At 59.9% G+C, this 22650-nt stretch carries 22 protein-coding genes, 1 tRNA gene, 1 other RNA gene and 1 pseudogene; 22 read left to right on the top strand and 3 right to left on the bottom strand.

Annotated features, from left to right (window positions below; translation table 11 throughout):
• Nucleotides 1-53: 53 nt before the first annotated feature.
• Nucleotides 54-130 (top strand) — tRNA-Ile (locus AC1U7K_RS05905).
• A 49-nt stretch (nt 131-179) separates the two neighbouring features.
• Nucleotides 180-926: a zinc ribbon domain-containing protein gene (locus tag AC1U7K_RS05900; protein ID WP_480249991.1), complete on the top strand. Its 747-nt coding sequence runs from the start codon at nt 180-182 to the stop codon at nt 924-926.
• Here the strand turns inward: AC1U7K_RS05900 and rnhC are convergent.
• Nucleotides 923-1579 carry a ribonuclease HIII gene (gene rnhC, locus AC1U7K_RS05895; protein WP_480249989.1) on the bottom strand — a complete coding sequence of 219 codons (657 nt, stop codon included), beginning with the start codon at nt 1577-1579 and terminating at the stop codon, nt 923-925. The two genes, AC1U7K_RS05900 and rnhC, sit on opposite strands and share 4 nt — an antisense overlap.
• A gap of 99 nt (nt 1580-1678) precedes the next feature.
• On the opposite strand from rnhC, the gene rnpB reads away from it, so the two are divergent.
• Nucleotides 1679-2084: RNase P RNA component class A (rnpB, locus tag AC1U7K_RS05890), an RNA gene on the top strand.
• 18 nt (nt 2085-2102) lie between these two features.
• Here rnpB and AC1U7K_RS05885 read toward each other — a convergent pair.
• Nucleotides 2103-2321, bottom strand: a pseudogene (locus tag AC1U7K_RS05885) (glutaredoxin family protein); the annotation flags it as partial.
• A gap of 122 nt (nt 2322-2443) precedes the next feature.
• Here AC1U7K_RS05885 and ilvB point away from each other — a divergent pair.
• From ilvB to queA, 13 genes are all read left to right on the top strand, one after another.
• A complete protein-coding gene (gene ilvB, locus AC1U7K_RS05880; RefSeq protein WP_480249988.1) occupies nt 2444-4219 on the top strand; it encodes a biosynthetic-type acetolactate synthase large subunit in 1776 nt (591 codons plus the stop codon).
• A gap of 72 nt (nt 4220-4291) precedes the next feature.
• Nucleotides 4292-4810, top strand: coding sequence for an acetolactate synthase small subunit (ilvN, locus tag AC1U7K_RS05875; RefSeq protein ID WP_480249985.1), 519 nt, complete (start codon nt 4292-4294; stop codon nt 4808-4810).
• Nucleotides 4811-4855: 45 nt separating this feature from the next.
• Complete coding sequence (gene ilvC / locus AC1U7K_RS05870) at nt 4856-5869, top strand: ketol-acid reductoisomerase (RefSeq protein WP_480249984.1); 1014 nt, start codon at nt 4856-4858, stop codon at nt 5867-5869.
• Between the two features lie 133 nt (nt 5870-6002).
• Nucleotides 6003-6683 (top strand): phosphatidylserine decarboxylase family protein, encoded by a 681-nt coding sequence (locus AC1U7K_RS05865; protein WP_480249983.1) that lies wholly within the window; start codon nt 6003-6005, stop codon nt 6681-6683.
• 17 nt (nt 6684-6700) lie between these two features.
• Nucleotides 6701-7468: a CDP-diacylglycerol--serine O-phosphatidyltransferase gene (gene pssA, locus AC1U7K_RS05860; RefSeq protein WP_480249982.1), complete on the top strand. Its 768-nt coding sequence runs from the start codon at nt 6701-6703 to the stop codon at nt 7466-7468.
• A gap of 438 nt (nt 7469-7906) precedes the next feature.
• Entirely contained in the window at nt 7907-9454 is a 1548-nt protein-coding gene (locus tag AC1U7K_RS05855) for a 2-isopropylmalate synthase (RefSeq protein ID WP_480249981.1), read from the top strand.
• A gap of 43 nt (nt 9455-9497) precedes the next feature.
• A complete protein-coding gene (locus tag AC1U7K_RS05850; RefSeq protein ID WP_480250242.1) occupies nt 9498-9866 on the top strand; it encodes a cupin domain-containing protein in 369 nt (122 codons plus the stop codon).
• A gap of 48 nt (nt 9867-9914) precedes the next feature.
• Nucleotides 9915-10985 carry a 3-isopropylmalate dehydrogenase gene (leuB, locus tag AC1U7K_RS05845; RefSeq protein WP_480249979.1) on the top strand — a complete coding sequence of 357 codons (1071 nt, stop codon included), beginning with the start codon at nt 9915-9917 and terminating at the stop codon, nt 10983-10985.
• A gap of 7 nt (nt 10986-10992) precedes the next feature.
• The gene (locus AC1U7K_RS05840) at nt 10993-12183 is read left to right on the top strand and encodes an NHL repeat-containing protein (protein WP_480249977.1); all 1191 of its coding nucleotides are present in this window, start codon (nt 10993-10995) and stop codon (nt 12181-12183) included.
• A gap of 15 nt (nt 12184-12198) precedes the next feature.
• Nucleotides 12199-13218 carry an aspartate-semialdehyde dehydrogenase gene (locus tag AC1U7K_RS05835; protein WP_480249976.1) on the top strand — a complete coding sequence of 340 codons (1020 nt, stop codon included), beginning with the start codon at nt 12199-12201 and terminating at the stop codon, nt 13216-13218.
• 3 nt (nt 13219-13221) lie between these two features.
• On the top strand, nt 13222-13473 hold the full coding sequence (locus AC1U7K_RS05830) for a DUF2905 domain-containing protein (RefSeq protein WP_480249975.1): 252 nt from the start codon (nt 13222-13224) through the stop codon (nt 13471-13473).
• Nucleotide 13474: 1 nt separating this feature from the next.
• The gene (locus AC1U7K_RS05825) at nt 13475-14686 is read left to right on the top strand and encodes a SpoIID/LytB domain-containing protein (RefSeq protein ID WP_480249974.1); all 1212 of its coding nucleotides are present in this window, start codon (nt 13475-13477) and stop codon (nt 14684-14686) included.
• Complete coding sequence (gene queA / locus AC1U7K_RS05820) at nt 14686-15705, top strand: tRNA preQ1(34) S-adenosylmethionine ribosyltransferase-isomerase QueA (RefSeq protein ID WP_480249973.1); 1020 nt, start codon at nt 14686-14688, stop codon at nt 15703-15705. The genes AC1U7K_RS05825 and queA overlap by 1 nt, the downstream gene beginning before the upstream one ends.
• A gap of 22 nt (nt 15706-15727) precedes the next feature.
• On the opposite strand, the gene AC1U7K_RS05815 is transcribed toward queA, so the two are convergent.
• Nucleotides 15728-16432, bottom strand: coding sequence for a SurA N-terminal domain-containing protein (locus tag AC1U7K_RS05815; protein WP_480249972.1), 705 nt, complete (start codon nt 16430-16432; stop codon nt 15728-15730).
• A 151-nt stretch (nt 16433-16583) separates the two neighbouring features.
• On the opposite strand from AC1U7K_RS05815, the gene AC1U7K_RS05810 reads away from it, so the two are divergent.
• From AC1U7K_RS05810 to rodA, 6 genes are read left to right on the top strand one after another with little or no spacing between them, the layout of a single operon-like run.
• Nucleotides 16584-17045, top strand: a complete 462-nt coding sequence (locus tag AC1U7K_RS05810; RefSeq protein ID WP_480249971.1) for an RDD family protein — start codon at nt 16584-16586, stop codon at nt 17043-17045.
• 36 nt (nt 17046-17081) lie between these two features.
• Nucleotides 17082-18131 (top strand): rod shape-determining protein, encoded by a 1050-nt coding sequence (locus tag AC1U7K_RS05805; RefSeq protein ID WP_480249970.1) that lies wholly within the window; start codon nt 17082-17084, stop codon nt 18129-18131.
• Between the two features lie 28 nt (nt 18132-18159).
• Nucleotides 18160-19047, top strand: coding sequence for a rod shape-determining protein MreC (gene mreC / locus AC1U7K_RS05800; RefSeq protein ID WP_480249969.1), 888 nt, complete (start codon nt 18160-18162; stop codon nt 19045-19047).
• Nucleotides 19044-19559: a rod shape-determining protein MreD gene (gene mreD, locus AC1U7K_RS05795; RefSeq protein WP_480249967.1), complete on the top strand. Its 516-nt coding sequence runs from the start codon at nt 19044-19046 to the stop codon at nt 19557-19559. Before mreC ends, mreD begins: the two co-directional genes overlap by 4 nt.
• 5 nt (nt 19560-19564) lie before the next feature.
• The gene (mrdA, locus tag AC1U7K_RS05790) at nt 19565-21439 is read left to right on the top strand and encodes a penicillin-binding protein 2 (protein ID WP_480249966.1); all 1875 of its coding nucleotides are present in this window, start codon (nt 19565-19567) and stop codon (nt 21437-21439) included.
• On the top strand, nt 21439-22560 hold the full coding sequence (gene rodA, locus AC1U7K_RS05785) for a rod shape-determining protein RodA (RefSeq protein ID WP_480249964.1): 1122 nt from the start codon (nt 21439-21441) through the stop codon (nt 22558-22560). Before mrdA ends, rodA begins: the two co-directional genes overlap by 1 nt.
• Nucleotides 22561-22650: the final 90 nt, after the last annotated feature.

The raw sequence follows: 22650 nt of genomic DNA, 5'->3' as shown, positions 1-22650 counted from the left end.
TTCGGCAAGCGAGCAGAGAGAAGTAAGCCGGAATTGGCCTGACCGCGTGTCATGGGCCCATAGCTCAGTTGGTCAGAGCAGCGGACTCATAATCCGTTGGTCCCAGGTTCGAGGCCTGGTGGGCCCACCATTTTCGAGACAGCCGATGTCGCACCGACGAGGAACCATTGCATCCCCAGTTGCCTACACTGATTGAGCTGCAGACGATCGATCTCCGTATTCTCGAGATCACGGAACAAGAACGCAAACTCCCCGCTCTCCTTCAAGCCGCCGAAGCTCCCGTCATAGAGGCCACGCAGCAGGTGCACGCGCTCTCAAGCGAACTGGAGACGCTCACCAAGGATCGCCGTGATCGCGAACGCGATCTGGAGATCCACGAGGGGCAGGTCGCCAAGTTGCGAAACCGGTTGACGGAGTTGAAAACGAACAAGGAGTATCAGGCGCACCTGTTCGAAATTGAAATGGCGAACAAGAAAAAGAGCGCGATGGAAGAGCAGATCCTGCTCCTGATGGAGCGGATCGAAGGCATTCAGCAACGGGAGAAGGAGGCCAAGGCGGCGTTAGCCGAAGCGCAGCGTTCGTTCAGTGAAGAAAAATCGAGAATCGAGTCGACGACCGCGGGATACCGTCGGGAATTGTCCGAATTGGAAGAGAGACGGCAACAGGTTGCTGCCGGCATCGATGGGACATTGCTGATCCGATACAACAAGCTGAAAGGCGCGCGGAAGGATGTGGCGGTCGCCCCGGTGAAGAACGGGATCTGCAGCGGCTGTCGTTTGCAATTGCCGCCCCAGCTCGTCGCCGAAGTCAAACGCTCCGACGTGTTGCAATCATGCTCGTACTGCCACCGTCTCCTGTATTGGGAAGGAGAGCCGGTGACCGTCGCGGCGGGCGAGGCAGACGGAAAAGACCAGCCGGCCGATTAGTTCCGCGCTCCTCCCAACACCGCGTGAGTTGTTTTGAAGTGAAGCTTGGCGACCCGCGCCAGCGCTACTTGTCCGTGCTTCCGCACCACCATCCTCCCCGCGAACTCCACCGCCGAAGATGCCCCTTTCGGCAGTGACACGCCGATCTCTTCCGAGAGCCGCTTGAGGCGAAGAAGAAATTCCGCTCGGGCCAAAATCGAGGCGGCGGCGACCGCCAGGTCTTCTTCGGCTTTCGGCCGCTGCACCAGACGGATCGTTTTGCCTTTCTCCAGCAAGGCGTTCACGATGTATCGCTCGTCTCCAAACTGGTCGGAAATCGCCAAGCTGCATGGCTCCTGTTCCAGGATATTCTCTAGCGCCCGCGCGTGGCCCCATGCGAGCAGTCGATTGAGATTTTTGATCTTCCCGTACAGCTCGTTGTAGCGCTGGGGGCCGATCGCAACGACGCTGTGCCGGCACATCGACCGGATTTCGCGCGCGATGTCCAGGATCCGTCCATCGGAGATGCGCTTGCTGTCTCTGACTTCGAGTCCGCGCAGCAGGGGTTCGAGGGCCGATGTGACGAGGGTCGCCGCGATCACCAACGGGCCGAAGTAATCGCCTTTACCAGATTCGTCGATGCCGATGCGTGCCTGGTTGGACTCCTCGTTCATGGTTACCGTAAAAGGGCGCGTACTGTAACAAAGGCGTAGAGCACGGTCAACGCGCCTTGCATCGCAGGGAGGCGATGGTTATAGTACCAGAGCGTGTTTGGAGAGGGCCGGATGATCGCTCGGCGGCCTAGCCGTCGAGAGGAAAGTCCGGACTCCAAGGGCGGGGTGCTGGGTAACACCCAGGCGGAGCGATCCGACACCGGCGCAACAGAAAGCATACCGCCGATGGCCGCCGGCAGTCGCAGGCGGCTCAGGCAAGGGTGAAATGGCGGGGTAAGAGCCCACCGCGGTGGTGGTGACACGACCGGCCGGCAAGCGTCACCCGGAGCAAGGCCAAATAGGAGGGCATGAGGAGCGGGCACCGGTGCCGCTTCTCAGCGGTCGGCCCGGCCGTCGCCCTCGGGTAGGCCGCACGAAGCTTGGGGTAACCCGAGTTCCAGAGAAATGATCATCCCCGCCGCCAACCGAGGCGGGACAGAATCCGGCTTATAGGCCCTCTCCAACGCGCTCTTTTGATCGCCCGACGCAGTTCCCGCTCCGTCACCTTGCCTGAAAAGTATTCTCGATCATCGATGTGGACGACCGGGATGCGGGTTCCGTATCGTTGTTCGTCTGCCGGATCTCGACTGATATCGATGAGGCGCACGTTGAACGGCATTTCAGCTTGGAGTCGTATCGCCATTCGATGGACGACGTGGCAGAGATGACACTCCGGCCTGGAGAAGATCGTGACCGTCGCCATGGCATCGGCAAAAGTGCGGGCTCCGTTCACACTGTCGCGTTTCTCATTGACTTCCAATAAGGACCGATGATAACATCGACAAAATTTCTTTTGTTTTTCAGTCTGTTCGCAAGAGGGTGACGATGAAGCTCACAGGCGCGGAAATTTTCGTCGAGTGCCTCAAGCGGGAAGGTGTGAAGACGATCTTTGCGCTGCCGGGCGGGGTCGTACTCAAGATCTTCGATGTCCTCCATCAGGAGAAAGATCTCGAAGTCATTTTGACGCGGCACGAACAGGGCGCGGGGCATATGGCGGAAGGCTATGCCAAGGCAACCGGCAAGCCGGGGGTCGCCCTTGTCACGTCGGGGCCCGGCATGAGCAATGTCGTCACCGCGCTGGTTGATGCTTACATGGATTCGGTCCCGCTCGTCTGCTTTTCGGGACAAGTCTCGACGAGCATGATCGGCAACGACGCGTTTCAGGAGGCGGACAACATCGGCCTCAGCCGTCCCTGCACCAAGTACAACTTTTTGGTCAAAGACGTCAACGATCTTGCCGTCACCATCAAAGAGGCCTTCTACATTGCGACCACCGGTCGGCCGGGCCCCGTCCTGGTCGATATTCCGAAAGACGTGTCGATGAATCGGGCGGAATTCAAGTATCCGGCCTCGGTCTCGATCAGGGGCTACAACCCGACGTACGACGGCAACAAATGGCAGATCAAGCAAGCGGCCGATGCCATCGCGAAAGCCAAGAAGCCGGTTCTCTATGTCGGCGGCGGCGTCGTCTTCTCGGGCGCCTCGCAAGAGCTGCTGGAACTCGCGGAGATGTGCCAAATCCCGGTGGACATGACGCTGATGGCGCTGGGAGCCTTTCCAGGCGAGCACCCCTTGTCCATGGGCATGATGGGCATGCACGGCACCTATTGGGCGAACATGGCCGTGCATTACTCCGACCTCGTGATTGCCGTGGGCGCGCGCTTCGATGACCGGGTGACCGGCAAGGTGTCGGAATTTTGTCCGCACGCCAAGATCATCCACATCGACATCGATCCCACGTCGATCAAAAAAAATATCCACGTCGATATTCCGATCGTCGGGGATTGTAAGCGCGTGCTGCGCGAGTTGATCCAGGCTCTCAAGATCAGCGTCAACGGCGATCAGAAGGACCTGCGCAAGCCGTGGTGGGATCAGATCAATGAATGGAAGCGCGCCCATCCACTGACGTACGATCAAGATCCCAAGGGAGCGATCAAGCCGCAACACGTGATCAAGCGGCTGTATGAGTTGACGAAGGACCGCGACCCGATCGTGGCGACCGATGTCGGGCAGCACCAGATGTGGTCCGCGCAATACTTCAAGCTGGCCAAGCCTCGCCGATGGCTGACGTCGGGCGGCCTCGGAACCATGGGCTTCGGGTTCCCCGCTGCGATGGGCGCTCAGGCGGCGTATCGCGATCGGCTTGTGCTCTGCATCGCGGGCGACGGCAGCGTGCAGATGAATATGCAAGAGATGGCGACGGCCGTCGTGCACAAGCTGCCGGTCAAGGTCGTCATCGTGAACAATCGGTTCCACGGCATGGTGCGGCAGTGGCAGGACCTGTTCTACGAAGGCCGGTACGCCTCGAGCTATCTCGATACGACGCCCGATTTCGTCAAACTCGCCCAAGCATACGGCGCCATTGGGCTGCGAGCCAACACGGTCGCTGAGCTGGACGATGTGATCAAACAAGCCATCGCGACCGATGGTCCGGTCATTCTCGATGTGCCGGTGGATCAATATGAGAATTGCTATCCGATGATCCCGGCCGGCGGGTGCAATCATGAGATGATTCTCGCCGACCCGCCCGAGTTGAAGAAGAAGCAAGCAACCGGCGCAAAAGTGCCGCCGGAAGACAAAGACACGGTGGTCACGGCATAGCCTAGTCATGAGTCTTGAGTGTTGAGTCCTGAGTTCTGCTCAGCACTCAGCACTCAGCACTCAGCACTCACGATGGAACACATCATTTCGGTCACGGTTGAGAACAAGTTCGGCGTCCTGTCGCGCGTCGCCGGCTTGTTCAGCGGTCGCGGATTCAACATCGAAAGTTTGTCCGTCGCCCCGACGCTCGACCCCTCGATGTCCATGATGACGATTGTCACCTCCGGGGATGATCGAATCATCGAGCAGATCGTCAAGCAACTGAATAAGCTCATCGATGTCATCAAGGTCGTGGATCTCAACGAAACGGAATTCGTCGAACGCGAGACCGCGCTGATCAAGGTCCACACGCGGCCCGAGGATCGGGCGGAGGCGCTCCGCATTACCGATATCTTTCGTGCCAACATTATCGACTCGACGCCGACCACGTACACGGTCGAGGTCACCGGGGACGTGAAGAAAGTCGAGGCGATGATCAATCTGCTCCAGCCGCTCGGCATCAAAGAGCTGATCAGGACCGGCCGGGTGGCGATCGCCCGAGAACCCATTCGGCCGGCCGCAGCGCAGCCCAAGCGGGTCGCAAAAGAGTAACCGCGACGCCCGTTCAATTTTCTTCACGCCCCATCAGGAGCCGCCATGAAGATTTACTACGACAAGGATGCGAACTTGACGGAGATTACGAGTCGGACGGTCGCGATCATCGGCTACGGGAGCCAAGGCCACGCTCATGCCCTGAACCTCAAGGACAGCGGGGCCACAGTGGTGGTGGGACTCCGAGAAGGCGCATCATGGCGAAAGGCCGAGCAGAGCGGCTTGAAGGTGATGCCGACCGCTGATGCCGTCAAGCGCGCCGACGTCGTGATGCTTCTCGCACCGGATGAGGCACAAGCGGCCATCTACCGCCAGGACATCGCGCCGAATTTGAAGTCCGGTGCCTATCTCGCCTTCGGCCACGGGTTCAACATTCATTTCGGTCAGATCGTGCCGCCGGCCGGCACCAACGTCTTCATGGTCGCGCCGAAAGGCCCGGGCCATCTCGTGCGCTCGGAGTTCACGAAGGGCAGCGGCGTCCCCGTGCTGCTCGCCATTCATCAAGATCCCAGCGGGAATACCCGGCAGGTCGGACTGGCCTATGCGAGTGCCATTGGCGGCGGCCGTGCCGGCATCATCGAAACGACGTTCCGAGAGGAGACGGAAACCGACCTGTTCGGCGAGCAGGTCGTCCTGTGTGGCGGGCTCACGTCGTTGATCCAAGCCGGTTTCGAGACATTGATCGAGGCGGGCTACTCGCCGGAGATGGCGTACTTTGAGTGTCTGCACGAGGTCAAACTGATCGTCGACCTGATTTACGAGGGCGGGATTGCCAATATGCGCTACTCGATCAGCACGACCGCGAAATACGGGGATGTGACCCGCGGGCCGCGCATCGTGACCGAACAGACGAAGCAGGAGATGCGCAAGATCCTCGATGAGATTCAAAGCGGGCGGTTCGCCAAAGAGTGGGTCTTGGAAAACCAAGCCAACCGTCCGGTGTATAATGCTTTATTGGCAAAGGGTGAGCGGCACCCGATCGAGGAGGTCGGCGCCCGCCTGCGCGCCATGATGCCGTGGTTGAAGAAAGAGAAGCTCGTCGACCGGAGTAAAAATTGACAGGATGTTGAAAAAGGCTTCCAGCTTCGTTCTCGGTTGCGTGTCTCCCTGCGGCGTACCAGACGGAGTACGTCTCAGTCGGCGGGCTTCCTGCGGCCGTGCTCAGCCTTTTTTGAACATCCTGTATTGATGCATGGCAGACCGCGCAGTCGGCATACCGATCGTCCGTGAGGGTGTTCCCTTCGTCGCTGGGTTCGGTGGGTCTGCTCTCGCCGCCGGTCTCCTCGGATGGACCGGCCCCGCTGCTCTCCTGGGCGGCCTCGCGCTCTTCACGAGCTGGTTTTTTCGAAACCCGCGTCGGGTGACTCCCTGCGTGGCGGGTGGCGTCGTTGCCCCGGGCGACGGGAAGATCATCGCCGTTGAGGACGACTACGAACCCCGGTTTCTGAAAGAGCGCGCGACACGGATCAGCATCTTTCTCAACGTCTTCGACGTTCATGTGAACCGGATTCCGTGTGAAGGGATCATCGAGGATGTTCTGTATCAGCCGGGCCGGTTCGTGGCGGCGAACCGGCCGGAAGCGACACTGAGTAATGAGCAAAATGCCTTGATGATACGTGCGGTCAACGGCGCAAAGGTCTTGTGCGTGCAGGTTGCCGGGCTCATCGCGCGGCGCATCGTGTGTTGGGTCGCACCCGGCGATCGTGTGATGTGTGGCGAGCGGTATGGCTTGATCCGTTTCGGATCGCGGATGGATGTCTTTCTACCGAAGGGGAGCACAATTTGCGTCGGAGTGGGAGATCGCGTCAAGGGCGGGCAGGATATGCTGGCGACGCTGCCGGCGGCGGAGGTGGCATGCGCGGATCGCTCGTAAAACGGACGAGGGCCTTTATGAAGGACGGGAAGCGTCGACGCGGCGTCTATCTCATCCCAAATCTATTGACCACGGGGAACCTGTTTAGCGGCTTGTTCTCGATTCTCGCCGTGTTCAACGCAAATTACATGGCCGCCGCGATTGCGATTCTTGTTGCCGTCGTCTTCGACATGCTGGACGGGAAATCGGCGCGCTGGACCAATAGCACCAGCCAGTTTGGCGTCGAATATGACTCATTGGCCGACCTCGTCTCCTTTGGCGTGGCACCCGGTCTCTTGATCTACTCCTGGGCGCTCAGCACGCACGGCATGATGGGCTCGGCCGTCATGTTCGCCTTCGTCGCGTGCGGCGCCTTGCGGCTTGCCCGCTACAACGTCATGTCGAGTTCCGGCGAGAGCAAATACTTCACCGGCTTGCCGATCCCGGCCGCGGCCAGCGTCGTCGCAACCCTCGTGATCTTCGACCATCACATCGTTCGTATGGGCACGGAGGTCAAGCCGCTGCTGATTCTCAGCATGACGCTGGGGCTTGCCTTCTTGATGGTGAGCACGATCAAGTATCGAAGCTTCAAGGATCTCAAGTTCAAGGACGGGCATCACTTCAACTATCTCGTCTGGGCCGTGCTGCTCTTGATGCTCGTCATCGCGTGGCCGCAGGTCATGCTCTTTGTAGTCTTTGCTTCTTACGCTGTCTCTGGTATTGTGGAGAAACTAGTCGTCCTCTTGACGAAAGCGGGCAGTAAGCGAGGGGCCGGTGAACAGCCGGCACTCGAAACACGAGACTAACCGGATTGGTGAAAGGCGATGACGAGGAGTAGTAGGAAGCCGCGACGGTTTTGAGAGAGCTGGCGGTCCATCAGAAATGGACACGGTGCAAGCCAGCCCGTTGTCTTCCGAACTCGCCTCTGAGCCGGACCCGTGAACTGAAACAGTAATGGGTCCCGACTGATCCACGTGACGGATCGGATGAAGGGTGGTCGACGGGGAGCCGACCACCGAATCAGGGTGGTACCACGGAGCGCGAAAGCCTTCGTCCCTGTGGCTATGGGGCGAAGGCTTTGTTATTTTCAGGTCGGTAAAAATGTCCTCCAGCGGCGTTCTCAGTCGTGCGTTTCCCTGCGGCGTACCAAAAACGTACGCCTCAGTCACCGCACTCCCTGCGGCCTTGCTGGAGAACATTTTGACCGACCTGTGGTGCAGTAACGAGTGGGAGGAGGTTGAGCCATGACGCGGATGATTCGGATTTTTGATACGACGCTGCGGGACGGCGAGCAGTCGCCGGGGGCGAGCATGAATGTCGAGGAGAAGGTGATGATCGCCAAGCAGCTCGCCCGCCTGAATGTCGATATCATCGAAGCGGGGTTTGCATACAGCTCTCCCGGCGACTTCGAGGCGGTGCGGCGCATTGCTCAGGAAGTCGAAGGTCCAACCATCTGCAGTCTGGCGCGAGCGCGTCCCGAGGACATCGAGCGTGCGGCCGAGGCTCTGAAAGGCGCGCCGAAGGCGCGGATCCATACGTTCTTGTCGACCTCGGACATCCATCTCAAGTACCAGTTCCGGATGACACGTGAAGAGGCGCTCAAACGGGCGGTCGAGATGGTCCAGAAGGCACGTAGCTACGCCGAGGACGTGGAGTTCTCCCCGATGGACGCGAGCCGGTCCGACCCGACCTATTTGTGCGAAGTCCTGGAAGCCGTCATCGCGGCGGGAGCTGGGACAGTCAATATTCCTGACACCGTGGGCTATGCCACGCCGCACGAATTCGGCCGACTGATCCGAACGATCCGCGAGCGCGTGAAAAATATCGATCGCGCGATCATCTCGGTACACTGCCACAACGATCTCGGGGTCGCCGTGGCGAATGCATTAGCCGCCATTGTGGAAGGCGCCGGGCAGGTCGAGTGTACGATCAATGGCATCGGCGAGCGCGCGGGCAACGCCTCGCTCGAAGAAATCGTCATGGGTTTGCGGACGCGCAAGGATTTTTACCAAGCCGACACGCAAATCAAGACGGAGGAAATCTCCAAGGCGAGCCGTCTGGTGAGCAAGATTACCGGCATGGTTGTGCAGCCGAACAAGGCCATTGTCGGCGCGAATGCCTTTGCGCACACGTCAGGTATCCATCAAGATGGCCTGCTGAAGGAGAAGAGCACGTACGAGATCATGCGCCCTGAGGCGATCGGGCTCGTTCAGAGCAAGATGGTCATGGGGAAACTCTCGGGCCGCCATGCCTTTCGACAGCGGCTGGAGGAACTTGGCTACAAATTGACCGACGAAGAGGTGAATCATGCCTTCGAGCGGTTCAAGCGGCTGGCGGATCAGAAGAAGGAAATCTACGAAGAAGATCTTGAAGTGATCGTGTCTGAGGAGATCGCCAAGATCGACGAACGCTATCGGCTGGCCTCTTTGTCGGTTGAAAGCGGCACGGGCAAGGTGCCGACCGCGGTTGTCGAGTTGACGACGAATGGGCAGGCCGTCCGACAATCGGGAACCGGTGACGGCCCGGTCGATGCCGTGTATCGGACGATTGCGGCAATGACGCAAACCAAGAGCCGGCTCCTCACGTACTCCGTCAAGGCAATCACCGGCGGAACGGACGCGCAGGGCGAGGTGTCCGTTCGGTTGGAAGAGGGTGGGAAGACGGTCACGGGCCATGGCGCGGATACCGACATCATCGTCGCGTCGGCTCAGGCGTATCTGAATGCGCTCAACAAACTGGCGTATTGGGCGGCCAAGAATCAGGATCCGTCGAAGAAAGTCGGCTTGATTTAGCGGGCGGGCAGGCTGTAGAGTGCTGCCTCTTTTGGAGGCGGATGTGATTGTCCGGCGGCTGAGCGAGTGTGATGAATTCCTTGCCGGCGATCACACCACCCTTCGCGAATTGCTGCATCCCTCGCGCGCGCCGCTTCGGCTCGGATACAGTCTGGCGTACGGGCGGCTAGAACCGGGCCGATCTTCCAAGCGGCATCGGCTTGCCTCCTCGGAAGTCTATTACTTTCTCGGCGGCCGAGGAACGTTTCATACGAATGAGGAGAGAACTGTAGTGGAACGCGGGACCACGGTCTATGTCCCCCCGAGCGTCGTGCAATGGGTTGAGAATTCGGAACGCGAGCCCCTCGAGTTCCTGTGTCTCGTTGATCCGGCGTGGAAGCGAGAGGACGAAGAGGTCTTGGAGGAGCGCTGACAGCCCGTCGAGGTGGGATGCGGCTGGGCTGGTATGAAGGAGAGGACGGTGAAAGCAAGAATTGCCGTATTGGCCGGAGACGGGGTGGGCCGCGAAATCGTGCCGGAGGCCGTGAAGGTTCTCAAGGCGGTGGCCGAGCGATTCTCTCATACCGTTGAGTGCATCCCCGGTGACGTCGGGGGCCATGCGATCGACAAAGTCGGTGTGCCGCTGCCCCAAGCGACGCTGACGCTGGCGAAGGAAAGCGACGCGGTGCTGCTCGGCGCGGTCGGCGGCCCGAAATGGGAGGGGCTGGATTATAGCCTGCGCCCGGAGCGCGCCCTGCTCGGGCTTCGTGAACAGCTGGGTCTCTTTGCAAACCTTCGCCCGGCGAAGCTGTACCCGATGCTCGCCGACGCCTCGACCTTGAAGCGCGAGGTGATCGAAGGCATCGATATCCTCGTCGTGCGCGAGCTGATCGGTGGCATCTATTTCGGGAAGCCCAAGGGGATTGAGAAGACGCCGACGGGAGAGCGCGGTGTGAATACCGAAGTCTATACGACTGAGGAGATTCGGCGGATCGCCAAGGTGGCGTTCGAGGCGGCACGAAAGCGGCGCCGGCGCGTGACGTCGGTCGACAAGGCGAACGTGCTCGAATCATCAGAGTTGTGGCGCCGCGTGGTGACCGAGGTCCAGAAAGGCTATCCCGACGTCGAACTGACGCACATGTATGTCGATAATTGCGCCATGCAGCTGATCCGCAACCCCAAACAGTTCGACGTCATCGTCACGACCAACATGTTCGGCGACATCCTGAGCGATGAAGCGGCGATGCTGACAGGCTCGATCGGTATGTTGCCGTCCGCCAGCATTGGCGCTCGAGTCGGTCTCTACGAGCCGATTCACGGGAGCGCGCCGGATATCGCCGGGAAGAATCTCGCGAATCCCATCGCCACCATCGCCTCGGTCGGGATGATGTTGGCCTACAGCTTTCAGCTGGACAAGGAAGCGGAGGCCATCGAGCAGGCCATCATCAAGACGTTGGAGCAGGGCTACCGCACAAAAGATATTCAAAGTCCGGGCTGCCACCTCGTCGGCACCGTTGAGATGGGTGAAGCGATCATCAAGAACTTTCGCTAGGCTCGCTATGGTGGTCACCGATCGCACGATCACGACGGTTGCGGGAAATGGCGAGCCAGGTTACAGCGGTGATGGCGGCGAGGCGGTGCTTGCCTCGCTCAATGAGCCGAAGGGGATCACCCTCGACGACGCGGCGAATCTCTACATCGCCGATTCCGAAAACCACGTGATCCGCCGCGTTGATGCACGGACGGGGGTCATCGTGACCGTTGCGGGCAGCCCCTCTGGGGACGGGCCAACCATCCCGGGCCTCGGTGCGTCCAGCGACGACTCGCAAGACGATCCATTTGAGGGACCGGCCGAAGTGACGGACCGCTATAGTCAGACCCGAGACGTGAGTGGGACAGTACGCTTTGTGGTCGGGACCGCACTCTCGGCGTCACGCTTTAGCGGTGATGGCGGACCGGCGGTTCAAGCGAAGCTTAATTTTCCCACCGCCGTGGCGGTGGATCGCTTCGGCAATCTCTATATTGCCGATACGCTCAATCACCGAATCCGGAAAGTGGCGGTCGAGAGCGGCGTCATTACGACCGCGGCGGGGACGGGGCAGCGTCGGTTTTCCGGGGACGGCGGGCCGGCGACCGCGGCCGCGCTGAACGAGCCCGCGGCACTGGCGTGCGACCGGGAAGGCCATCTCTACATTGCGGATCAGAGCAATCACCGGATCCGCAAAGTCGATTACCACACCGGAGTGATCGTCACGATTGCGGGAACCGGTGAGGCGGGCTACTCAGGTGACGGGATGCCGGCCGTCGAGTCGTCCTTGTCCGGTCCCAGCGGGTTGGCGATAGGCAAGGACGGCGCCCTCTACATTGCCGATACCTTCAACGGCCGTATCAGACGGGTCGATCTGAAGACGGGAATTATCAGCACGGTCACTGGTGACGGGGGCACATATCAGTACCAGGGAGGCCGGGACGATCTCTCGATGAGTGTGTCGAGACCGTACGGAATCGCAGTGAACGGTGGCGGCGATCTTCTGATCACGGATTCTGACAATCATCTGATTAGACGGTGGGACCGTGAGCGGCGCATCATCGTCCGAATCGCCGGCAACGGTGTGGCAGCATACGGGGGCGACGGAAACTTGTCCTTGCACGCGAGCTTGAATTATCCTTTTGACGTGGCGGTGGACGGAGTAGGCCGAGTGTACGTGGCGGACACGTTCAACCACCGAATTCGGGTCATCACCGCGTAAGAACACGGGGTGCACGTGGGAACGTTTCAGAAGAAGCCGGCTTATCGAGTGGCCGTCGTCGGCGCCACCGGTGCGGTGGGTGCAGAAATGATCGAAGTGCTCGAAGAACGTAAATTTCCCACTTTGGAATTGGTGCCGCTCGCGTCGGCCCGCTCAGCGGGAGGCAGTGTGTCGTTCCGCGGCCAGGATGTCGTCGTTCAGCAACTGACAAGAGATTCATTCGCGGGCGTCGACATCGCACTGTTTTCAGCCGGCGCCGACGTCAGCCGGGAATATGCGCCGATTGCCGCCAAAGTCGGGGCCGTCGTGATTGACAATAGTTCGGCCTGGCGAATGGACAAGGACGTGCCGCTCGTCGTTCCCGAGGTCAATCCGCACGACGTCGAAAAGCATCACAACATCATCGCGAATCCGAATTGCTCGACCATCCAGATGGTCGTCGCCCTCAAGCCGCTCCACGACCGCGTCCGAATCAAGCGAATCGTCGTCACGACGTTCCAGTCGGTCTCGGGCACCGGGAAAGACGCGATGAATGAGTTGATGGATGAAACGCGCGACCTCTTGAGCTTCCGCACGCCGGAGCCGAAGGTCTACCCGCATCAGATCGCATTCAATTGTCTGCCGCACATTGATGACTTTCTGCCGTCAGGCTACACCAAGGAAGAGATGAAGCTCGTGAACGAGACGAGAAAGATCATGGGCGATGCGTCGATCCAAGTGACAGCCACCACGGTTCGCGTGCCGGTCTATATCGGGCATTCGGAGGCGGTAAACATCGAAACCGAGCGGAAATTGACGGCGAATGAAGCACGCGCGATTCTCTCGGAGGCGCCCGGCATCGTGGTGTATGACGATCCGACGCACAAGCTGTATCCCACGCCGATCGACGTAGCGGGCAAGGACGACGTATACGTGGGGCGGGTTCGAGAAGACGAATCGATTCCGAACGGCTTGAACCTGTGGGTCGTTGCGGATAACTTAAGAAAAGGAGCGGCGACCAACGCGGTGCAGATTGCAGAACTCCTGACGAGGTGATCCATGCCGGAATGGACCCACGTGGGTAAGGTGCTCGCCTTCCTCGGGGTGCTTTTGCTTCTCCTCGGCGTGCTCTTCATGGCGATCGGAAAACTTCCGAATGCCGGTGGCCTCGGCTGGCTCGGCAGGCTTCCCGGCGATATTTTCATCAAGCGGGAGCACTTCACCTTCTATTTCCCCCTCGTGACCAGCCTGGTCGTGAGTGTCGTCTTGAGTCTCTTGTTCTATGTCATTGCCACGTTCCTACGGCGCTAGGATGACGAGTCGAATCCTCATCACCGGTGTCTGGCTCGCGCTTGCATTGCCCTGCGCAGCGGCGGAACCGTCGATTCGTGTGCTGCTCGGTCAGGACGTGAAGACGGTGACGGCTCAAGGAGACCGGGGTGTCATCGTTCGCGATGGAAAGGGGCATGAGAGGATCATTGCGGGTCCGGTGATTCTTTCGGCAACTTCCACAGGTCTTGTCGCGAACGGCGCCCGCCTATCGACGAAAGCGGTCACCGTCCGGAGCCGAAAGGGCGACCTCAGTATCACAGTGGGCCGCACCGGTCACCAACGCGACTCGCAGCCTCTGCCGACCACAACGACAGTCCCTGAGCCGCAACCGATTCGCCAGATCAACGTCAGCGGCGTCTTGGACGTCATTCAGAGCGCAAGTGGTCTCTTGCTCATCAATGACGTGGGATTGGAGGAGTACGTCAAAGGTGTTGTCCCGGCGGAGATGAACGCGGCGTGGCATCTCGAAGCGCTGAAGGTGCAAGCGGTCGCTACGCGGACCTACGTGCTGTATCAAAAAATGCTGAACGCGGGACGCGACTACGATGTGATTGCCGGCACACAGGACCAGGTCTATCGCGGGCGGAACGGTGTTGATCAACGTGTCGAAGAGGCGGTGGACAAGACGCGCGGCCTGATTATGACCTATCAAGACGCCCCCATTCTTGCCGCCTTCTCCTCCACGGCGGCGGGGCCGACCGAAGATGCGATGTATGTGTGGGCCAAGGACTTGCCGTACCTCAAGGGCGTCGACTGCCCCTTCGATATGAAGTCACCGTACTACCAGTGGCGGGTGCAGGTGCCGGTGCAGCATGTGGAGCAGTCGCTGCGCAAGCAAGGCATTCCGGTCGGTACGATCGCGACGTTGACCCCGTATCTGTACAGCCCGGCTGGCCGGGTGGACAAGATCAGAATCTTGCATTCGGATGGTGAGCTGATCCTCCGCGGTCAAGATTTTCGGAAGGCGATCGGCTACAGCTTGATTCCAAGCACGCAATTCGACGTGGAGACATTGGGGAGCGACGCGGTGATTTCAGGCCGCGGATCCGGCCACGCCGTCGGGCTGTGCCAGTGGGGAGCGAAGGAACTTGCCGAGCAAGGCTACCCCTTCGAGACGATTCTCCATTATTACTTCCCGGGAACGGAGCTGAAATCCCTTCGTTCGATTCCGCCGATTACGGCGGCGCGGTAATGCATCTCGCCGAGTTTGATTTTCCCTTCGACCCGTCGCTCATCGCCGAGTTCCCGGTAGAGCCGCGCGATCGCGCAAGGCTTCTTGCGCTCGACCGCCGGACCGGCTCGCGGACCCATCGTCGCGTCTTCGATCTTCCCGACCTGCTCGAACCCGGGGACCTTCTGGTTGTCAACGATACGAAGGTGATGCCGGTACGGTTGTCGGGCCGAAAGCGGCCGGGTGGCGGCAAGGTGGAAGTCGTCCTGGTGAAGGAAATTCGGGACAATTGTTGGCAAGCGCTGATTAAGGGTGGCGGGCGGCCGGGCCAAGTCATTGACTTTCTCGCCGGTGCGTCGTGTCGGGTCGTAGAATCGAATGAGACGCAGATCATCGTTGAGTTCCTAGGCTCCACGCCGCTGCGCGAGGTCCTTGCGGAAATCGGGCAGATTCCCCTGCCGCCCTACATCAAGCGGTCTCCTGAGTCGGCCGACCACGAGTGGTATCAAACCGTGTTCGCGCGTCATGAAGGAGCGATTGCCGCGCCGACCGCCGGGCTTCATTTCACCGACCGCGTGCTTACCGCGCTCCAAGATCGCGGCATTCACGTGGCGGCACTCACGCTGCACGTGGGGGTGGGCACCTTTCGGCCGGTTCGGACGAATGCGATTGAAGAGCATGACATGGAGGCGGAGTGGATTCACGTGCCGGAGGAGACCGCCAACGCCATTGCTTCAACGAAGGCGGCCGGGCGAAAGGTGGTGGCCGTGGGCACGACGGTCGTGCGGGCGTTGGAAACGGTAGCCTCGACCGACGGCCGCGTGCGGCCGTATGCCGGAGAAAGCCAACTCTTCATCACGCCGGGCTATCGCTTCAAGGTTATCGACGCTCTCATGACGAACTTTCATCTACCCCGCACCACACTCCTCATGCTGGTGTCGGCATTCGTCGGCCTTGAATGCCTGAAGGATGCGTATGAAGAGGCGATCAAAGAGCGGTATCGATTCTACAGTTATGGCGATGCGATGTTGATCGTGTAGTGAAGGTGCGGAAGGACTGAGATTAGAGATTTTCTTTGTGGACGTGAATCGGCACCCTTGCTCTGAGGGCTTGCGTGTACGCGAGCAAGGCGCGCTGTTGTTTTTGAAACAGGATGTCCTGAAGGAGACGCTCGTTGGTCGCCTGCGGCGATTGATTTGAGCCTTCCACCTGGCTTTGGCGCGCCATGAGGCTTTTCGCCTCCTCGATTTCACTCGGCGTCAGCGCGACCGAGTCCCGGACGATCGTACGGGCTTTCTCGCGCAACAACTCCACTGAGTGCAGCGATTCGAACAATGACGGCGTCAAGCGATTGGCGGCGAGAATCCGTCGATACAGATCGGGGTCGAACTTGCCGTTCCGTTGAAAGTCCGGGCGATGCAGGATCTCCTCCCGCAATTCATCGGGAGAAAGTTGCACGCCCATTTCGTGCGCCGCAATCGTCCACAGCTTGCTCTCGATCAAACCATCCAGCACGAATTGCTTGAGCATGTCCTCTTTGAAATCGCCCTGAACGTTGTCTTTATAAAACCGGTACGTGTTTTGGTATGCCCGGAGGTATTCATCACGGGTAATCGTCTGATCGCCGACAGAGGCGATGGCATTCGTTTGGGCGCCGCTGAACCCCCACCATCCCATGCCGACGATGAAGGCGATCGCCAAGACCCCCATGACGGACTTGAGGATCCAGGGGTAGCGGTGGGCCGCTTCCCGCATGATTTTGATCATCCGCGTCGCCTCCCAACGAGTGCTCGATTCTACTCAGCGTCGGAGGCAAAGGCAAGCGACGGAGCTGTACGCCAGGGATCCGGAGAAAACGCGGGGGCGTTTGTGCTCTTTGGTTCTTTTTGTTATACTCCTTCACCAATTATGGGTGTTGATGTTGGAAGAGGAGGTCGTAGGTTCTAGCCGCCTCACGCGAGGAATCTATCCGAAAGCCGACATTCTCAATCGATTTGTCGCCAAGTTTGTCGATAGTATTCTCGTGATTGCAGCCGGGAAGCTCCTCCCCCCTGTCGGCTGGTTGGCCGGGCTGGCGTATGTGCTGATCGCGGACGGCTTCTCCGGCGGCCGCAGCATCGGCAAACGGTTGACGGGTCTCCAGACGATCAACCTTCAGACCCAGCACGTTTCCGGTTTCAAGGAATCCATCATTCGGAACTTGCCGATCGCCGCCGCGTACCTGCTGTTTTCGATACCCTACATCGGCTGGCTTCTTGCGGCCGCGGTCGTGACGCTCGAAGGACTCCTGGTGATCGGCAACGAGCAAGGTCTTCGTCTCGGGGATGAGCTGGCGCAGACGCAGGTGTTGAACGGCGGCCAGTTGGATTTACGTGATTAACGACAGGCAGAGGCGGGCCTCAGGAAGGGGGACAGCGTGGGATTCGCCAGCGACGTATTAGGATGGTTCTCGAACGATCTCGCGATCGATTTGGGAACGGCGACGACCTTGGTCTACGTACACGGCAAAGGCATCGTCTTGAACGAGCCGTCCGTCGTCGCCGTGGAGAAGAAGACCGAAAAGGTCTTGGCGGTCGGCGCCGAGGCAAAGAAAATGCTGGGCCGCACCCCCGGGAACATCACGGCAGTCCGACCGATGAAAGAAGGCGTCATCGCCGATTTCGAGATGGCCGAGAAGATGCTCAAGTACTTCATCAACAAGGCCCATAACCGGAGCACCTTTGTTCGGCCGCGGATCATCATCGGCGTGCCGTCCCGAATTACCCAGGTCGAGCAGCGCGCGGTGAGGGACTCCGCGGAATTGGCGGGAGCGCGCGAAGTGTACCTGATCGAGGAGCCGGTGGCGGCTGCCATCGGGGCCGGACTGCCGATCACCGAACCCTCGGGCAACATGGTCGTCGACGTGGGAGGCGGCACAACGGACATCGCCGTCATCTCGCTCGGCGGGATCGTCTACAGCGAGTCCGTGAAGGTCGCAGGCGACCGCATGGACGATGCGATCATGAACTACGTCAAGAAGAAATACAATCTGCTCATCGGCGAGCACATGGCCGAACGGATCAAGGTCGAAATCGGGTCGGCCTATCCGTTTGAAGAGAAAAAGACGATGATGATCAAAGGGCGGGACCTGATTTCCGGTATTCCCCGGACCTTGGTCATTGACGACGCCGAAATTCGTGAGGCTCTGCAGGAGCCGATCGGCACGATCGTCAATGCGATCAAGGTCGCGTTGGAGAATACGCCCCCCGAATTGGCAGGCGATATCATCGACCGCGGCATCGTGCTGACGGGAGGCGGGTCGCTGCTCAAGGGGATGGACACGCGATTCAGAGAAGAGACGAATCTCCCGATCATCACAGTGGATGACCCGCTGACCTCGGTCGTGCTGGGCGTCGGAAAGATCCTCGACGAGTTGGATCTCCTGCGCAAAGTCTCCGTGATGTCGCAATGCGGTACGTCTCGGTAACGCGTTCCCCCGCGGTGACTGATAGGGCATGCTTCGCGCGCTTACGAGCACAACGCGGCTGATTCTTCTCCTTCTGGCCCTCCTGCTGTCCGTCATTTTCCTCTTGCCCAAACAGACGAGAGATGTCCTCCAGGCGCTGGGCCGTCCGGCGTCCTACATCATCTCCTACCCCCTGGAAACTCTGGCGTCCGTCCACCGGAGGACCGCCGAGGTCTGGCAGGACTACGTCGCGCTCCGCCGTGTTCGAGAGGAAAATCGGCAGTTGCGCCATGAGCTGGAAGCGCTGCAGCGCCAAAACATGGAGCTTCGAGAGCTGGCCGGCTCAAGCTATCGGTTGGCCGCGCTGTTGGAGTTCAAGCAACGATTCACACCCCAAACGGTGGCGGCCCAAGTGATCGGACGGGACGCCAGTAATTGGTATCGCGCGATCATTGTCAACAAAGGCGAGCGCGATGGCATCCGGCCGGAAATGGGCGTGATAGCGCCGGCCGGGGTTGTGGGGCGCGTCGTCAAGACCGGGCCTTCCTCGTCGGTCGTCCTGCTCGTGACGGATCGCAACAATGCCATCACCGGCATCATTCAGCGTAGTCGTGATGAAGGGATCGTGGAGGGGACGTTGCAAGGGCACGCGCGAATCAAATATTTGCCGTTGCTCGCCAGCGTCCGTGTGGGAGACGTCGTCGTCACGTCGGGATTGACGGGCGGGTTTCCACGTGGGATCGTGATTGGAACCATTCAAAGCCTCGAGAAGGAGGAAGGCGAACTGTTTCAGGCAGCCGTGATCCAGCCGGAAGTCGACATGACGAAGGTGGAGGAAGTGCTCGTGATTACCGTGCCGCGACCGCTCGATGGCTCCGCTGATCCAAGAAGCGAAGTCAAGCCTATCGCGTCCGAATCGAATCGGGGCGGTCGATGAGGCCCGGGCTGTTTCTCGCGTTGATGCTGGCCTTGGTGCCTCTTCAGGCCACCGCGATGCAGGCGATCGGCGTCATGGGGGTTCGGCCCGATGTCTGTTTGATTGCCGCCTTTCTCGTCGGGTTCTTTACCGGCGAGCTTGAAGGGCTGTTGATGGGCCTCGCGATCGGCTTCGTTCAGGATTTGTTTTCCGCGGGCCCTCTCTGGCTCAATGTGATCACCAAAGGCCTCTTGGGATTGCTGGCCGGTATGCTGGGCCGGCATCTGGCGAATGCCACGACAGTCTCCGTCTTCAGCATGATGTTTGTACTCTCGATCGTCGCAGGAGCGGTGTTTGCTTTTTCCCTCGCAGGCGAGGAGAGCATGAACGACACCTGGCAGGTCATTCAATCAAAGACGGTGCCGGAGGCCATCTTCAATGCGGCGCTCGGCAGCCTCCTCTATTGGTGCCTGCCCGGCCGTCGACAACGCGAGGACGCGTTCAGTGAGGAAATCCGGATCTTCGGGAGATAGCCTCGATGGCCGACTTTGAGCCGTACAGTGAGTTGCGCGAGGTTCAGCGTCGGCTCTCGATCCTCCGTGTACTGATTCTGCTGTTTCTCTTTCTCCTCGGTGCCCGTCTCTGGCATCTTCAGATTTACGAAGGCGCCTATTACCGAAACCTCTCCGATAACAACCGCACACGCTCGGTCCTGGTCGAGCCGGCCCGTGGCTTGATTTACGACCGGCACGGCGAGTTGTTGGCCAACAACGTCCCGAGCTTCACGCTCTACGTCTCGCTGGAAGACGTGAAGGATCGGGAACAGGTGATCCAAGGCCTCTCCACCTTGATCGGTCTCGATGAGGAGGTGGTTCGCAAGAAGCTCAATACGCGCGGCAGCAAGTTGCTGCCGCGAAAGATCAAAGACGGTCTGACGCTGCGGGAAGCCGCATTGATCGAATCGCACCGGCTGGATTTACCGGGTGTGATGATTCAGGCCGAGCTGCAACGCAACTATCCGGCCGGGCTCACCGCCGGCCACATTACGGGCTACGTGGGTGAGGTGTCGGCGGAACAGTTGGAGCGGGAGGATTCGCCCGATTTGCATCAAGGCAGCATCGTGGGGCAATACGGTCTCGAAAAAACCTTCGACCGCTTTCTCCGTGGACGTCCCGGTCAGAAGGTCATGGAAGTTGATGCGACCGGACATGAAAAACGCATCGTCACGATTCAAAGGCCGCAAGCCGGTGACGATCTCTACATGACCATCGATTTGCGGTTGCAAAAGCTGGCCGAGGACCTGTTGGGTGAAGAGGCCGGCGCAATCGTAGCGCTGGATCCGACGACCGGAGAAATCCTCGCCATGGCCAGCCGGCCGGGATTCGACCCCAACGTGCTGTCGCGGGAGTTGACGGGGAAACAGTGGGAGGAAATCGTTCAGGACGAGCGCCGGCCGCTGACGAATCGCGCGACGCAGGGCCAATATCCGCCCGGCTCGACGTTCAAAATCGTCATGGCCGCCGCTGCACTCGAGACCGACACGGTCCAGCCCTCCACGAAGATCCGGTGTGCCGGGGGCTATCAATTCGGTAAGCGGATATTCCGCGATTGGAAGACCGGCGGGCATGGGCCGATGGATCTGAAGCAAGCGATCATCCACTCCTGTGACGTGTACTTCTACACCGTCGGACAACGCATGGGCATCGACACGATCGCGTCGTACGCCAATCAGTTCGGCTTGGGGAAGGAAACCGGTGTGGAATTGCCGTCCGAGCGAGCCGGGATCGTCCCGTCGACCTCCTGGAAGGAGAAGGTGCGTCACGAACCGTGGTTCCCCGGTGAGACGATTTCAGCGGCGATTGGTCAGGGGTATGTGACGGTGACGCCCCTTCAGATGGCTCATCTTGTCGGCACGGTCGGGAACGACGGCCGATTGTTTCGGCCGCGCTTGGTACGAGCGGTGATGCATCGGACCAGCGGGGACCTCGAAGAGAGCACCCCCATTTTCGAAGGACAGTTGACCGTGGACCGTGGGACCTTGGCAGTCATCAAAGACGGCCTCGCCGGAGTGGTTACGGAAGGGACGGCCACACGGGCGAAATCGACGCTCATCACGATCGCAGGGAAGACCGGGACCGCCCAGACGGCGGCGCTACGCACTGGACCCGAGTCGGAGATTCCCAAGAAGTTTCGGGACCACGCCTGGTTTGTCTCCTATGCCCCCGCCGACGCGCCGCGCATCGCTGTTGCGGTGTTGGTCGAACATATGGGACATGGCGGGTCGGCGGCCGCGCCGCTGGCCAAACAGTTGATCGAGGAGTTCGTGAAGCTGCAGCCGCTTGCTCCGGCACCCGCCGAGACCATTCCGTTCCCCGGCGCTCGCCCGTCACCCGTCGACCGTCAAGGCGCCTAATGATCGACCGCGTCATCGATAGCCGCAGGCCCGACCACTTCGAGTGGCGTTTCTTGGCGGTCATCGTCGCGATTCTGGCGCTCGGTGTCGTGTCGATTTACAGCGCGACGTACAATCAACCCACCATGGGGCTTCCACTGTGGGGCAAACAGCTCGTCTGGATCGCCGTCGGTGCCGCGGCGTTCGTCGTGATGCTGGCGATCGATTACCATACGTTGGCACGCCTCGCGTACCCCCTCTACGGCGTCGTGCTCGTGCTCTTGGCCGTCGTGTTAGTCTTGGGGAAGTCCAGCCGCGGCGCTCAGCGGTGGATTCCAATCGGGCCGTTTGCCTTTCAACCGTCCGAGTTCGCCAAATTGGTGCTCATCCTCGTGCTCGCCTACTACTACTCGAAGACGGCCCGCGAAGGGTGGCTTCAGCGGGTCGTCCTGCCCGGCCTCCTGATGATGCCAGGTCTCCTGCTCATCGTGAAGCAGCCGGATTTGGGCAGTGGGCTGAGTTTCATGGCCGTGTACGCGGCGATGTTGCTGGTCGTCGGCATTCGATCGAAAGCCGTCGGTATCCTGTTTCTGTTTTCGCTGATGCTGTTCCCGTTCGCGTGGGAAATGGTGTGGGGATCGCTCCATAATTACCAACGGGAACGGATCATGACCTTCGTCAATCCCGATTACGATACGGGTGGAAGGGGCTATCACGCGCTGCAGTCGAGGATCGCGATCGGCGCGGGTGAATTGACGGGCAAGGGTCTGTACGGTGGGACGCAAAGCCAATTAAAGTTCTTGCCGGAGGGGCACACCGACTTCGTCTTTGCCGTCTACGCCGAAGAGTGGGGATTCTTGGGTGTCGTGGTGCTGCTCGTGCTGTTCATTTGTTTGATCGTCATGGCGCTGGAGATCGCGTTGAAGGCGAAGGATGTCCTCGGGGCCCTGTTGGCGGCAGGCATTACCGCGATGATCGGGTTCTGTGCGGTCGTGAATATCGGCATGACGGCGGGAATCGTCCCTATCGTCGGTATCCCGCTGCCCTTGATGAGTTACGGGGGAAGCGCCACCGTGATGACACTCGCGGCGTTGGGGCTTCTCTTGAACGTGAAACGGCGCCGTCTCACGCTGTTTTATTGACGAACCCCGAGTGCCGCCGTTGAAAAGATTTGACTTCGACTTGTGATGAATGGTCATGTTATGAGCAATTCGCCCGGAGGCCGGGCTTCG

This window comes from Nitrospira sp. Vd2 (assembly GCF_979581665.1).
Note: the sequence above shows the minus strand (reverse complement) of the source record. Positions and strands in the feature narration are given on the sequence as shown.

Excerpts from the sequence above, each read along its gene's own strand:
- AC1U7K_RS05855 (WP_480249981.1), top strand. The coding sequence starts at position 7,907 with ATGACGCGGATGATTCGGATTTTTGATACGACGCTGCGGGACGGCGAG.
- AC1U7K_RS05810 (WP_480249971.1), top strand. The coding sequence starts at position 16,584 with ATGTTGGAAGAGGAGGTCGTAGGTTCTAGCCGCCTCACGCGAGGAATC.
- queA (WP_480249973.1), top strand. The coding sequence starts at position 14,686 with ATGCATCTCGCCGAGTTTGATTTTCCCTTCGACCCGTCGCTCATCGCC.
- AC1U7K_RS05825 (WP_480249974.1), top strand. The coding sequence starts at position 13,475 with ATGACGAGTCGAATCCTCATCACCGGTGTCTGGCTCGCGCTTGCATTG.
- AC1U7K_RS05815 (WP_480249972.1), bottom strand. The coding sequence starts at position 16,432 with ATGATCAAAATCATGCGGGAAGCGGCCCACCGCTACCCCTGGATCCTC.
- AC1U7K_RS05840 (WP_480249977.1), top strand. The coding sequence starts at position 10,993 with ATGGTGGTCACCGATCGCACGATCACGACGGTTGCGGGAAATGGCGAG.
- rnhC (WP_480249989.1), bottom strand. The coding sequence starts at position 1,579 with ATGAACGAGGAGTCCAACCAGGCACGCATCGGCATCGACGAATCTGGT.
- mreC (WP_480249969.1), top strand. The coding sequence starts at position 18,160 with ATGCTTCGCGCGCTTACGAGCACAACGCGGCTGATTCTTCTCCTTCTG.
- pssA (WP_480249982.1), top strand. The coding sequence starts at position 6,701 with ATGAAGGACGGGAAGCGTCGACGCGGCGTCTATCTCATCCCAAATCTA.
- rodA (WP_480249964.1), top strand. The coding sequence starts at position 21,439 with ATGATCGACCGCGTCATCGATAGCCGCAGGCCCGACCACTTCGAGTGG.
- ilvN (WP_480249985.1), top strand. The coding sequence starts at position 4,292 with ATGGAACACATCATTTCGGTCACGGTTGAGAACAAGTTCGGCGTCCTG.
- AC1U7K_RS05865 (WP_480249983.1), top strand. The coding sequence starts at position 6,003 with ATGGCAGACCGCGCAGTCGGCATACCGATCGTCCGTGAGGGTGTTCCC.
- ilvB (WP_480249988.1), top strand. The coding sequence starts at position 2,444 with ATGAAGCTCACAGGCGCGGAAATTTTCGTCGAGTGCCTCAAGCGGGAA.
- mreD (WP_480249967.1), top strand. The coding sequence starts at position 19,044 with ATGAGGCCCGGGCTGTTTCTCGCGTTGATGCTGGCCTTGGTGCCTCTT.
- ilvC (WP_480249984.1), top strand. The coding sequence starts at position 4,856 with ATGAAGATTTACTACGACAAGGATGCGAACTTGACGGAGATTACGAGT.
- AC1U7K_RS05830 (WP_480249975.1), top strand. The coding sequence starts at position 13,222 with ATGCCGGAATGGACCCACGTGGGTAAGGTGCTCGCCTTCCTCGGGGTG.
- mrdA (WP_480249966.1), top strand. The coding sequence starts at position 19,565 with ATGGCCGACTTTGAGCCGTACAGTGAGTTGCGCGAGGTTCAGCGTCGG.